Source organism: Rhizobium sp. P40RR-XXII (assembly GCF_012641405.1).
Classification (GTDB): Bacteria; Pseudomonadota; Alphaproteobacteria; order Rhizobiales; family Rhizobiaceae; genus Rhizobium.
Map to the genome: position 1 here is coordinate 1 of NZ_JABAII010000024.1, position 12,039 is coordinate 12,039.

Annotated in this window: 11 protein-coding genes and 1 other RNA gene; 9 read left to right on the top strand and 3 right to left on the bottom strand. The window is 59.6% G+C overall.

Annotated elements, in window-relative coordinates:
• Window positions 1–236: 236 nt before the first annotated feature.
• From HGP16_RS30040 to HGP16_RS30050, 3 genes are all read right to left on the bottom strand, one after another.
• Window positions 237–1,394, bottom strand: a complete 1,158-nt coding sequence (locus tag HGP16_RS30040) for a lytic transglycosylase domain-containing protein (protein ID WP_168843602.1) — start codon at window positions 1,392–1,394, stop codon at window positions 237–239.
• A gap of 133 nt (window positions 1,395–1,527) precedes the next feature.
• On the bottom strand, window positions 1,528–2,163 hold the full coding sequence (locus HGP16_RS30045) for a LysE family translocator (protein WP_168843603.1): 636 nt from the start codon (window positions 2,161–2,163) through the stop codon (window positions 1,528–1,530).
• Between the two features lie 140 nt (window positions 2,164–2,303).
• Window positions 2,304–3,515 (bottom strand): pyrophosphate--fructose-6-phosphate 1-phosphotransferase, encoded by a 1,212-nt coding sequence (locus tag HGP16_RS30050; protein WP_168843604.1) that lies wholly within the window; start codon window positions 3,513–3,515, stop codon window positions 2,304–2,306.
• A 273-nt stretch (window positions 3,516–3,788) separates the two neighbouring features.
• Here HGP16_RS30050 and HGP16_RS30055 point away from each other — a divergent pair, with 273 nt between their 5' ends.
• From HGP16_RS30055 to HGP16_RS30095, 9 genes are all read left to right on the top strand, one after another.
• Window positions 3,789–4,499 carry a DnaJ family molecular chaperone gene (locus HGP16_RS30055; RefSeq protein WP_168843605.1) on the top strand — a complete coding sequence of 237 codons (711 nt, stop codon included), beginning with the start codon at window positions 3,789–3,791 and terminating at the stop codon, window positions 4,497–4,499.
• The gene (locus HGP16_RS30060) at window positions 4,496–5,257 is read left to right on the top strand and encodes an N-acetylmuramoyl-L-alanine amidase (protein WP_168843606.1); all 762 of its coding nucleotides are present in this window, start codon (window positions 4,496–4,498) and stop codon (window positions 5,255–5,257) included. Before HGP16_RS30055 ends, HGP16_RS30060 begins: the two co-directional genes overlap by 4 nt.
• Before the next feature lie 266 nt (window positions 5,258–5,523).
• Window positions 5,524–6,081: a lytic transglycosylase domain-containing protein gene (locus HGP16_RS30065; RefSeq protein ID WP_168843607.1), complete on the top strand. Its 558-nt coding sequence runs from the start codon at window positions 5,524–5,526 to the stop codon at window positions 6,079–6,081.
• A gap of 81 nt (window positions 6,082–6,162) precedes the next feature.
• Window positions 6,163–7,356, top strand: coding sequence for an NAD(P)/FAD-dependent oxidoreductase (locus HGP16_RS30070; protein ID WP_168843608.1), 1,194 nt, complete (start codon window positions 6,163–6,165; stop codon window positions 7,354–7,356).
• A gap of 67 nt (window positions 7,357–7,423) precedes the next feature.
• Window positions 7,424–7,822: RNase P RNA component class A (rnpB, locus tag HGP16_RS30075), an RNA gene on the top strand.
• Window positions 7,823–8,252: 430 nt separating this feature from the next.
• Window positions 8,253–8,693 (top strand): division/cell wall cluster transcriptional repressor MraZ, encoded by a 441-nt coding sequence (mraZ, locus tag HGP16_RS30080; protein WP_168843609.1) that lies wholly within the window; start codon window positions 8,253–8,255, stop codon window positions 8,691–8,693.
• A gap of 14 nt (window positions 8,694–8,707) precedes the next feature.
• Entirely contained in the window at window positions 8,708–9,733 is a 1,026-nt protein-coding gene (rsmH, locus tag HGP16_RS30085) for a 16S rRNA (cytosine(1402)-N(4))-methyltransferase RsmH (RefSeq protein WP_168843610.1), read from the top strand.
• A 1-nt stretch (window position 9,734) separates the two neighbouring features.
• Complete coding sequence (locus HGP16_RS30090; RefSeq protein WP_168843611.1) at window positions 9,735–10,250, top strand: hypothetical protein; 516 nt, start codon at window positions 9,735–9,737, stop codon at window positions 10,248–10,250.
• Window positions 10,250–12,001, top strand: a complete 1,752-nt coding sequence (locus HGP16_RS30095) for a penicillin-binding protein 2 (protein WP_168843612.1) — start codon at window positions 10,250–10,252, stop codon at window positions 11,999–12,001. Before HGP16_RS30090 ends, HGP16_RS30095 begins: the two co-directional genes overlap by 1 nt.
• Window positions 12,002–12,039 lie beyond the last annotated feature (38 nt).

Genomic DNA, 12,039 nt, shown 5'->3' on the forward strand with positions numbered 1-12,039 from the left:
CGCATCGGTCTCGACGCTCTCAGGGAGTGGATCATCCACAATCCGGAAAAAGCCTTCTCTGCATGGACGCAAAATGCCCCCAGAAGACCCCTGAGAAGTCCGAGTAAAGTTTGAGTCGTGTACTGTGAAAGTGGACAGCGGTTTTGCCCGAAATTGCATAAAAGCCATGGAACGGTTCGGCAATTTCGTGAAATGTCGAACCGTTCCAAGCCGGCTTTCAAAATGTCTCGGTAAAATCAGTAATTGCCGTTGGCGACATCCGTCAGGCCCTTGCGCTTGGCATCGTAATAGTAGCCCCGGGCATAAAGCTGGACAGCATTGCTTTCCTTGTTTGCGGCCTTGCTGTCTGCCGTCATCCAGGCGCCACGCAGATATTTTGCGGCGTATTTGATGTTCGTCTCGGCATCGAGCAGGCCGGACGCCGGGCCTTCGTAGCCCATGGATTTCGCCGTGTTATACTTGATCTGCATCAGGCCGAAATATCCCGCCCGGTTGTAAGCTTTCGGATTATAGCGGCTCTCGCGATGGACGACGCGATGGATCAGCGATTCCGGAATTTCGTAGAGCTTGGCGTATTTCTGGATGAGCTTGGAGACGTAGCTTTTTTCCTCGGCCGGCACGTCTGAATCGTAATTCGGGGTCGTGGTCATCACTGCGGGAACGACGGTCGGGCCGCTGGTGTCGAAATTGAAGTCATAATGCATGCGGTTGTCCGCATAGCGTGGCTGGCCGATCTGTGCCGGTGTCGCGAAAGCGACTTCGGCCTGCGCTTGAGATCCGGGACGCGGCGTCGGCACGGCAACCTGAATAGCGGCAACATCCGAGGTCATCGGGATGGTCGGCCCGCCTTGCGCGGCGGAGGCCGAGACCGGCGTCAGGGCGGCGTCGCCGGGGCGTGCCGGATTAGGCATCGGGATCGCGACCACGGAAGGCACAAGCGGCACGTCGGATGCGGCATAGGCCGCGGCTGTCGTGGTATTGGCGGCAGGCGCACCGGTTGCCGCGGCAATTGCGACCGTTCCCTGGTTGGGCGCGTTTGCCGCCGGGGTGCCGAAACGCGCTTGCGCTGCATCGACCTGCTGCTGGTTCACGGTGCCGGCAACGGTGTTTACCGTGCCCGGGGCAATACGGCCGGATTTTGCCAGTGCCGTCTGTTGCGGTTGCTGCGGCCCGATAAATGTCGGCGCCGCTGCGGCGATTACCGTGCCGCCCGTCGACGAGGGAGTGCCGGTTGCGGTCAGGGTTGTATTCGGATGCGGCACGTTGATGTGTGCCGACGGGAGTTCTGCCTGAGACGTCTGCTGCTGAGTGCTTGCGCACCCGGCGAGCGCGCCGCACATCATCGCCGACAAGGCAACGCTGCGCTTCAGGCTGGGAAATCCGATCGCTACCATTCTGTCACTTTCGAAAAGCCAAACGTAATTTCGATGTAATTCGGCCACAGGACCGCCAAATTCGGTCACGGGATCGATAAAATTATGAATCCCCATTAACCTATCCGTGATCGGCCCGCAACCCTGCAACGCCTCAGGCGGCCATCCGGCGGTATCCGGCGGTCACCGCACCGGCGGCAATCAACAGGGTGCCGCCCGTTCTGTTGACGGCACGTTGCACGCTTGCCTTGCGGATGAAGCCGCGGGCCATGTCGGCAACGAACACGTAGATGAGCGAGTTCAATGCCGCCAAAGTGAGAAATGTCGCCTCCAAAATAAGCGTTTGCTCAAGAAATGGCTTCGATAAGTCGAGAAACTGCGGCACGAAGGCGATGAAGAACACGATGCTCTTTGGGTTGAGCGCCGTTACAACATATGCGTGCAACATGATTTTTAACGGTTTTTCCTCGGGGAGGTTGTCATTGTCGCCCAGCGGACCCGTCACGATCGGCGCTCTCCACAGCTTGATTCCGAGGAAAACGAGGTAGGCGGCGCCGATCAGCTTAAGAATCGTGAACAATGCCGCCGAAGTGGCGAGAAGGGCGCCGAGGCCAGCCAGGGAGGCGGTCATCGCCGTAAAATCGCCCAAAGTGACGCCCGTCACGGTTGCCAAGGCCGTCTTGCGGCCGTGGCCCAGCGCATAGGATATGACAAGGAGAATGGTGGGACCCGGTATGGCCAGCATGATGCAGGACGCGGCGGCGAAAGCGAGCCAGGTTTCGATGGACATGGAATCCTCCTCTATTCCTCTTCCGCCGTCAGCAAAGACACCGGATTTGCGATCCGTCAATCCGCTTGATCGAAGATCAGGCCGCTTGATCACAGATCAGTCCGCTTGGTCCCAGATCAGTCCGATTGATCGCCGATCAATCAGGCTTGTGTGTATTTCTGCCCGATATGGTCCATCACGTTGGCGAACCATGGCTGCGTGATGTCGAATGCCTTGCCGCCCTTGATGCGGGGGAATTCGATGGCACGCAGCTTGCCGCCCTGACCTTCGTCATGGCCAGTGACGCCCGATACCTTGTTGAGCGCGCTTTCCACCGCGAGATCGACCATGCCCTGGATCAGGCGGAGATCTTCGCCATTTGCGGGCGCGGAGCGCGCGAAATAACCCGACTTCTGCACCATGGAACGTTCGGCACCGATAATCGCGGCGAACTGCTTCTGGAACCAGCCGCCGACATTGATCGTATCGATCTTCACATGGCCGAAGGCATCACGCTTGACGGCATCGCCGGCGGCTTCGCGTTCGGCGACGATGGCGTCGAGACCGGCGCCCTCCGACACGAACAACGTCACCTGGCCGGTCTTTTCCATGATGGCGCGCAGGCGTTCGCCTTCCGCCTCGATGTCGAATACCATTTCCGGCAGATAAAGACCGTCGATGCGCTTCAATTCGGCATTCATCATGAAGCCTTCGACATATTCGTTGGCGCTGGTCTTCTGGATATAGGCGCGCGCCGTTGCGGCCGTCAGCCAGCCACAGTGGCGGCCCATCACTTCATGAATAACCAGCGTACGCGGCGCGGCAGTCTGTTCGTTGCTGACATTGTCGAAGAAATGCGCGCCGACCTCGGCTGCCGTCCAGGCGCCAAGAGACTGGCGGATCGGCACGACATCGTTATCAACAGTCTTCGGCAGGCCGACGACGGTCAGATCGTAGCCGTTGGCGCCGAGATAGGCGGCGAGATCGGCCGCGGTGGTATTCGTGTCGTCGCCGCCGATCGTATGAAGGATGGTGATACCGTCGGAAGCCAGTCGCTCGGCCGCGACGCGCAACGGGTTTTCGCCTTCCTTGACCAGGCCGCGCTTGACGCAATCGGCGATGTTGGTGAGCTTGACGCGGCTGTTGCCGATCGGCGAGCCGCCATAGCGATGCAACAAATAGGCCTGTTCACGCATGGTCGGGGTCACTGCGACGCTGTCTCCCAGCAGGACGCCCTGGTAGCCGGACCGATAGGCGATGATGTCGAGATCGGGTGCCACGTCGCTGTAGCGCTGGATCAGCCCGCCAACCGCGGAAGAAAGGCAGGGCGCCAATCCGCCGGCGGTGAGCATTGCGACTTTCTGTTTGGCCATGGAGATCCTCCTTGCAGTCAAGCTGCTTCATTTCAAAGGTTGCGGTGGGAATGGATGCGACAGGCGGGCATGGGTGTAAAGTAAAGAATTTAAGAAATCCGCGGTTTGTTTGGCCGTTGGACGGCAGATCGTGCACAATTGGATGAGGTGCGAAGTACGCAATCATTACCAAATTGTGAAAAGAGTTTTCCGCCTTGCGACGAATGGACTGCTTGCAATGGCAACCATAATTTGATCAAGGTGTTCTACTGTTTAGAGGCTGCTGGAACCACCATGTCGTTTTGGGAAAAATTGCTGAATGCTATCGGTAGCACTGCCGGCAATGCCCTGTCCGCGGTGGTCGAGGCTATTCGCACCGTCTTCGAAGGCGACCCGGAAACCCGGCGCAAAGTGGCCTTTTCCGTCGCCATTATCGCGCTTTCCGCCAAGATGGCGAAGGCCGACGGCGTGGTGACGGAAAACGAGATCAATGCGTTTCGCGAGATCTTCGAATTTCCTCCCGACCAGGCCAAGAATGTCGCACGCCTTTATAATCTGGCGCGTCAGGACGTGGCCGGCTACGAGGCCTATGCGGAGCGACTGTCTTCGCTTTGCGAGACCTGCACGAAGAACTGCCCGGTGCTGGAAGACGTGCTGGACGGCCTGTTCCATATCGCCAAGGCCGACGGCTTGATCCATGAGAAGGAAACGGCATTCCTTCAGCATGTCGCCGAAATCTTCCATATGAGCGAAGAGCGGTTCGAGCAGATCATGGCCCGCCATGTGAGTGTCGGCGGCCGTGACCCCTACAAGGTGCTCGGCGTATCGCGGCAGGACGATTTTCCGACGATCCGCCGCCGCTATCATGGCCTCGTCTATGAGAACCATCCGGATCGTCTCGTGTCGCGTGGGGTTCCGGAAGAGTTTCATGCCATCGCCAATGAGCGCATGGCAGCCCTGAATGCGGCTTATGCCGAGATCGAGAAAGAACGCCGCGCCGCATGAGTGCATTTAAGGCCGATTTCACTCGCGCCCATGTGCAGCCTTCGCCGAACCATGGCGAGCGGCGGGATGGGCGTCGGCCTGACATCATTCTTCTGCACTATACCGGCATGGGTACCGCCGAGGGTGCTCTCGATTGGCTCTGTCGCCCGGAGAGCCAGGTGTCGAGCCATTATTTCGTTTTCGAGGACGGCCGTATCGTGCAGCTCGTTCCGGAAGAGCGTCGTGCCTGGCATGCGGGCAAGAGCTCCTGGCATGGTGATATCGATATCAATTCGCGGTCGATCGGCATAGAGATCGCCAATGCCGGCCATCCGGGCGGGCTGCCGGATTTCCCCGATGCGCAGGTCGAAGCGGTCGTCGAACTGTGTCGCGATTGCGGCCAACGCTGGGCAATCGCGCCTGAACGCGTGCTCGGACACTCCGATGTGGCGCCCGTGCGGAAGGTGGATCCGGGCGAGAAATTTCCTTGGGCGGAGCTGGCTAAGGCAGGGGTGGGACACTGGGTGGAACCGACGCCGATCACCGGCGGCAGGTTCTTCCAGAAGGGCGATGTCGGCCAACCGATCGAGGCGCTGCAGTCCATGCTTTCGCTTTATGGCTACAGCACTGAAATAACGGGGGAATTCTCGGAGAAGCTGAAGGGGGACGTCGAAGCCTTTCAGCGCCATTTCCGCCAGGAGCGCGTAGATGGCATTGCCGATTTTTCCACGATCGATACGCTTCATCGCCTCCTGTCCGCGCTGCCCCGCTATTCGTAGCCTCGCGGCCGTCGCTGCTTATGTTTATAGCCGGCTATTGATGAGAAAATGCGTAACCCCCTGCTACGCCACATCTTTTCCCTATTATCTCCGCATTGCATTGGTCTAACGACGCTCGCTGAACGGCGGTCGCGCCGTCTGGGTTTGTGTGTCGCGCGGCCGTAGACGACTAATGGGGACTGTACATTCCGGCGGCTCTTTTTGCCTCCAGCCGGACGTGACGGCTTGTGCCGTCCGCGGTCCCGCCCCTGGAGACAAAAGACTACATGAAAAATTTGATTGTTGCGGCTGCAGCATGCGTGGGCGTGCTGCTGGCGGGATATGATTGCGCCTTTGCGGGCCAGCGTGACGCAAAGCAGAAAACAGTTCCACTCAAGATCGTCAGCCGCACCACCGGCTTTCCGATGCCAAACGTTCCCGCCGAATTGCGTGACGCTGACACCTCCTTCGCACGACAAAATCGTTACTCCGCCCTGATTGCCAAATATGCCAAGCAGAACGGCGTTGCTGTCGAACTGGCGACCGCCGTCATTCGGATCGAAAGCAATTTCAATCCGAAAACCAGGGGCAGTGCAGGCGAGATCGGCCTCATGCAGATCAAGCCGGCAACTGCGCGGCTTATGGGATATGCCGGAGGGGCCAAGGGGCTCTACGATCCCGAGACGAACATCAAGTTCGGCATGAAATATCTTGCCATGGCGCAGGATCTCGGCGGCGGTCCGACCTGCAACACCATTCTCAAATACAATGCCGGCCACGGCGCCACGCGCATGAATCCGATCTCGAAGCGTTATTGCGGCAAGGTACTGGCGCTTCTGGACTGACATCCACGGAGCCAGGGATTACGGGTAGGGCGGAATCGCTTTTCATGCTATCGAACCGCTATTGTTTGCGAGGATCATAGCATGGCAGCGGATTTCAAATTCATCGTCGTCGGCCGGGGCATGATGGGGGCGGCCGCTGCCCGTCACCTGGCCAGGCAAACCGACGGCGTTGCCGTCATCGGGCCGGATGAACCCGAAGATCGCGCCAGCCATCGGGGTGTCTTCGGCAGCCATTACGACGAAGGCCGCATTACTCGGACGATCGATCCCGATGCCGATTGGGCCCGCCTCGCGAACCGTTCGATCAGCCGCTATGCGGAAATCGAACGGGATAGCGGCATCCAGTTCTATGCGCCCGTCGGCTGCCTGGTCGTTGGTCCCAAGCGCGGCGGCGGCAACGGCTATGTCGGAGATGTCGTCGACGCAGCGGAGCGGCTCGGCGTTCAAACGGAAATCCTCGCCGACGCGGAGCTTAGGAAGAAGTTCCCCTTCTTCTCATTCGTATCGGGAAGCGAAGGCGTCTTTGAACCGCGTGGCGCAGGTCACATCAGTCCGCGCCGGCTGGTGAAGGCACAGTCGCTGCTGGCGGAAAAAGCCGGCGCCCGGGTCATCAAGCAGACGGCGCTGTCGATCCGCGAAGAGGGTGGTCTGGCGGTCGTCACGACCGCAGAGGGAGAGACCTTCAGCGCGGAAAAAATCCTGCTGGCCGCCGGCGGTTTCTCCATTGCGGAGAATCTCTTGCCGCGACCTGTTGAGATGAAGGTTTATGGCCGCACCGTCACTTTCTTCGAGGTCAGCGAAGCGGAAGCAGAGGCTCTTTCCGGCATGCCCTCGCTGATATCCGTGACGCCCGATGACGTGGACAGCATCTATATGCTGCCGCCGATCCGCTATCCCGACGGCAGGCACTATATCAAGATCGGCGGCGATCCCGATGATCTTCAATTCGAGACCGAGACGGAATTGCGCGCCTGGTTTCGCACGGCTGGGCGCGACAAAGCCCGCGAACACCTAGTGCGGATTTTCCACGAGCTCGTCCCCGGGGTGAAGCGCCCTCCGGCTTTCACCAATTCCTGTGCCGTTTCCTATTCGCCGACGGGTTATCCGATGATCGGTTATACGTCGTCGCCGCGCGTTGCTGTTCTGACGGGCGGCTGCGGCACGGCTGCCAAGAGTTCCGATGAAATCGGCCGCCTGGGAGCTGAGCTGCTGCTCGCAGGCCGAATCAAGGACGAGGGCTACGGCACGGATTTCTCAGCGCATTTCCGCAACTGACATCCGCTCTTCATGTAGCCGCATATTTCGGTGGCAATTGCGGGCGGTCTCGGTTAATGAGCCAGTGCCAGTTGGCCGGGCAGCCGCGCTTCATCAATGCCGAAAGGCGATGGGGTGAGGAAAGTCCGGGCTCCACGGAAACACGGTGCCGGATAACGTCCGGCGAGGGCAACCTCAGGGAAAGTGCCACAGAAAGCAAACCGCCCGGCTTCGCGCCGGGTAAGGGTGAAAGGGTGGGGTAAGAGCCCACCGCGTCTCTGGCAACAGCGACGGCACGGAAAACCCCACCGGGAGCAAAACCGAATAGGGATGACGCGGGGCGCGCAAGCGCTCCAGCCCGTTTCCGGGCCGGTCATCCGGGTGGGTTGCATGAGGCGTCGCGCAAGCGCCGTCCCAGATGAATGGCTGCCACGTTCCGGTCTCGGCCGGAGCCATACAGAACCCGGCTTACAGGCCAACTGGCAAATCATCACGCTTGTCCGAAAGGCGTGTTTCCCGCTTTCCGCAAATAATTTCAAGGGGAGCGGGATGCCCCGTATTTCCGGGGGCTGAGGCCTTGGCGAATGAGGCTTTTCGCCTATGAAAACAATCCGTTTCGACACGTCGGCTGAAGCCAATCCTAACCTTTCGTTAAACTTAACGGCTTATGAATATTCGAGCTGATGCCATGCCGGACGTGGCTTCATCCCATTGACGCCCATATGGTCCCATGGTATCCCAAAAGAACACTGCATACGGGCAAATCAGTGCCCAATCATCGCAAGGCCGTGATTGCTTCCGTTCTGGAAGTGTCGAAGGGGCGTTGGCTCTTTCGGCTTGCGAAGCTGTGTCCGATTTTGGCTGTGCCTGCCAGTGTGTAGCTGCTTGCGGGTCATGGGGGACGGGTGTTTCGCGTCATGAACCGCTTCCTGTCAAATGCGACCAACCGGATCGATACCAAGGGGCGGGTTTCCGTGCCGGCGGTATTTCGTTCCGTGCTGGCCGAGCGCAATATTCAGGAGCTGTACTGCTTCCAGGATTTTGTGTTCCCGGCGATCAGTGTCGGCGGTCTCGATCTGCTCGATCGCTTCGAGCGGCAGATTGCGGCGGAGGATCCGTTTTCGCCGGCGGCAAATCAGATGTCGCTCCTCATTCATGGGGGCGGGGTCTTTATGAAGCTCGACGCGGAAGGGCGGTTGATGGTCACGGATTTCATCCGCGATTTCACCGGAATTTCGGGCGAAGTGACCTTCGTCGGACGGGCGGATCATTTTCAATTGTGGCGACCGGAGGCCTTCCTGGCTTTGCAGGCGCAGGCACGAGAGGAGCGCAGGCTGGCGGGCAGGCGCTCGGAATAGAATGGGGAAACGGAATGGCGGCGAATTCAGGCGGAGGTTCTTCTGATGCCGGTGGCGGACCAGTTCGCCACATTCCGGTTCTTCTTTCCGAGGTGCTCGAGGCGCTGGCTCCCGCGCCCGGCCGGATCATCCTTGATGGAACGTTCGGCGCGGGCGGCTATACGTCGGCCATTCTTGCCGCCGGCGCCGATGTGATCGCGCTTGATCGCGATCCGACGGCGATTGCGGCAGGGCAGGCGCTCGTTTCTGCTCATGCCGGTCATCTCAATCTCATTCAGTCGCAATTTTCCCAGCTGGCCGATCATGTGCCGGCACGCGGCCTCGATGGCGTCGTTCTCGATATCGGCGTTTCCTCCATGCAGCTCGATGAGGCCGAGCGAGGCTTTTCCTTTAACAAGAACGGCCCGCTCGACATGCGCATGTCGGCCAGCGGCGTATCGGCCGCCGATGTCGTCAATCGCGCCAAGCTGGCCGATCTCATTCGCATCTTTGTGTTCCTAGGCGAGGAAAAGCAGGCGCCGCGCATCGCGCATGCGATCGAGAAACGGCGTGCGGAAGCTCCTTTCGTGACCACCCGCGATCTGGCCGGGTTGATCGAGATCGTGACGCCGCGGAAGGCGAAGGACAAAATTCATCCTGCGACGCGGGTATTTCAGGCCTTGCGCATTTTCGTCAATGACGAACTCGGCGAGCTGGCTCAGGCATTGTTTGCCGCCGAGCGCGCCCTCAAGCCGGGCGGGCGCCTTGTCGTCGTGACTTTCCATTCGCTGGAAGACCGGATCGTCAAGAAGTTCTTTGCCGATCGCTCGGGCCGTGCGGCCGGGTCGCGTCACATGCCGATCGTGAGCGAGCGGCCCGCCACCTTCGAGCCGGTCGGCAAGTCGATGATTTCTGCGAGCGATGCCGAGGCGGAAGCCAATCCGCGCGCTCGCTCAGCCAAATTGCGCGCGGGGGTTCGCACTTTGGCTCCGGCGGAGGCCGCAGATCTTTCGATTTTCGATCTGCCCAATCTCGCCAGTCTCGGAAAGCTCGGGGGTTGAGATGCTGAAAACTTTTGACATCGTGCTGATCGGCGTCATGACGGCCATGGCCAGCGTGACCTATACGATCAAGCATCGCGCCGAGCTGAAACTGGAGGAGGTTCGACGTCTCGAATCCGAAATCAAGCTGGAGAGGGATACGATCGAGCTTCTGAAAGCGGACTGGGCGCTGGTCTCGCAGCCGAACCGTCTTGAAAAGCTCGTCAACAACTACAGTAGCGAGCTACAGCTGCAGCCGACCCTTTCGACCGCGATCGTTCAGCCGAGCGAATTGCCGATGCTGCGCTCGCAGCTTCCGCCGCCGACGGTGACCGCATCCAACGATCCGAAGAGCGGCAAACCCGTGAAGGGCAATGTATCTGCTGCCGCCAAGAACGGCGATACGACCGACGCGCAGATCAGAAAGGCCATTGCTGATGTGGCTGCCGCTCCCGCGCCGCGGCCGAAGGCGCCCGCCTTGGTGAAGCGCAAGAAGCCGAATGTCGACAACATCGCAACGGGATCGGTGGAGGAATAATGTCTTTTCTTTCTCGTATCATGGTCCTGAAGAGCAAGGCGCACTTCTCCACCGACGGCAACAATCGACCGAGCGACGGCTTTTCGCGCTCGACTTTTGAAGGCGCTCGCAAGCGCAAGGCTACTCAGGCCAGGAGCCGCGTCGTTCTGCTGGTAGCAAGCTTCATCGCGGTCTATTGCGTGATCGGTGCTCGTCTTGCGCAGTTCGCCATGACGCCGCCGGATACGACGTCAAGCATTTTGCCGCCGGATCGCCTTATGGCGTCGCGGCCCGACATCGTCGATCGCAACGGTGCTCTTCTGGCAACGGACATCCGCACCGTCTCGCTGTTTGCCGAGCCGAACAAGATCATCGATCCGGATGAAGCCGTCGAGGAGTTGCGCAAGGTCCTGCCGGATCTCGATGCCAAATCCACCTATAAGAAGCTTTCGGTAAAGAGCTCGCACTTCGCCTGGCTGCGCCGGCAACTGACGCCGAAACAACAAAGCCAGATCCTGGCGCTCGGCATTCCCGGTATCGGCTTCCGTCCGGAGAAGCGCCGCTTTTATCCCGGTGGCTCCACCGCGGCTCACATTCTCGGCTACGTCAATATCGACAATCGCGGCGTTGCCGGCATGGAGAAATATATCGACGACCAGGGGCTCGCCGATCTCGCTGCCGCGGGCATGACCAACGACCAGCCGCTGCAGCCGGTGAAGTTGTCGATCGATCTGCGCGTCCAGGACATCGTCCATGATGCCGTCGTCAACGCCGTCAAGAATTTCCAGGCGAAGGGTGCTGGCGCGGCGGTGATCAATGTTCACACGGGCGAAGTCGTTGCCATGGCATCCGCGCCCGATTTCGATCCGAACTACCCGAACGAAGGTGCTTCCGAAGGCTGGCTCAATCGCATGACGAACGGCACGTTCGAAATGGGGTCGACCTTCAAGACCTTCACCATGGCGATGGCATTCGATTCCGGCAAGGTCACGCTGCGCGATGCCTTCGATGCCACCAACCCGATCCGTATCGGCGGCTTCACCATTAAGGATTTCCATGGTCAGCATCGCGTGCTGACCGTTCCGGAAATCTTCCAATATTCGTCCAATATCGGCACGGCGAAGATTGCCGACCTTGTCGGTATCGATGCGCATAAGGAATTCCTCACTCGTATCGGCCTGCTTAGCAAGATGCAGACCGAATTGCCTGAGGTGAAGATGCCGACGCAGCCGCGCGTCTGGAAGAAGATCAATTCGATCACGATCTCCTTCGGCCACGGTGTTTCGACGACGCCGCTGCAGACGGCCGTTGCCGGTGCGGCGCTTGTCAACGGCGGAAAGCTGATCGAGCCGACTTTCTTGCCTCGCACCCTCGACCAGGCGGATGAGATCGCCAAGCTCGTCGTCAAGAAAAGCACGAGCGACAACGTACGCTTCCTCCTCGATTTCAACGGCTCGAAGGGATCCGGTCGCGCTGCTCGCGTGCCGGGCTACGATGTCGGCAGCAAGACCGGTACGGCCGACAAGGTGGTCAACGGTCGGTATTCCAATACGCTGAATTTCAACACCTTCATGGCCGCGTTCCCGATCGATAATCCGCAATATATCATCATGACCTTCTGCGACGAGCCGAAGACCGGTGAGCATGGCGGGACGATCTCGGCCTATACTGCCGCGCCGATCGCGCGCGACATCATCGCCCGGGCCGCACCGATCCTCGGCATTCAGCCAAGTTTTGGAAACGGCAACTCGGCCTTGCTGGTGTCTTATTAAGCGTGAAAGAATACACACGTCGATTCGCGAGGGGCGGA

Excerpts from the sequence above, each read along its gene's own strand:
- HGP16_RS30040 (WP_168843602.1), bottom strand. The coding sequence starts at position 1,394 with ATGGTAGCGATCGGATTTCCCAGCCTGAAGCGCAGCGTTGCCTTGTCG.
- HGP16_RS30045 (WP_168843603.1), bottom strand. The coding sequence starts at position 2,163 with ATGTCCATCGAAACCTGGCTCGCTTTCGCCGCCGCGTCCTGCATCATG.
- HGP16_RS30050 (WP_168843604.1), bottom strand. The coding sequence starts at position 3,515 with ATGGCCAAACAGAAAGTCGCAATGCTCACCGCCGGCGGATTGGCGCCC.
- HGP16_RS30055 (WP_168843605.1), top strand. The coding sequence starts at position 3,789 with ATGTCGTTTTGGGAAAAATTGCTGAATGCTATCGGTAGCACTGCCGGC.
- HGP16_RS30060 (WP_168843606.1), top strand. The coding sequence starts at position 4,496 with ATGAGTGCATTTAAGGCCGATTTCACTCGCGCCCATGTGCAGCCTTCG.
- HGP16_RS30065 (WP_168843607.1), top strand. The coding sequence starts at position 5,524 with ATGAAAAATTTGATTGTTGCGGCTGCAGCATGCGTGGGCGTGCTGCTG.
- HGP16_RS30070 (WP_168843608.1), top strand. The coding sequence starts at position 6,163 with ATGGCAGCGGATTTCAAATTCATCGTCGTCGGCCGGGGCATGATGGGG.
- mraZ (WP_168843609.1), top strand. The coding sequence starts at position 8,253 with ATGAACCGCTTCCTGTCAAATGCGACCAACCGGATCGATACCAAGGGG.
- rsmH (WP_168843610.1), top strand. The coding sequence starts at position 8,708 with ATGGCGGCGAATTCAGGCGGAGGTTCTTCTGATGCCGGTGGCGGACCA.
- HGP16_RS30090 (WP_168843611.1), top strand. The coding sequence starts at position 9,735 with ATGCTGAAAACTTTTGACATCGTGCTGATCGGCGTCATGACGGCCATG.
- HGP16_RS30095 (WP_168843612.1), top strand. The coding sequence starts at position 10,250 with ATGTCTTTTCTTTCTCGTATCATGGTCCTGAAGAGCAAGGCGCACTTC.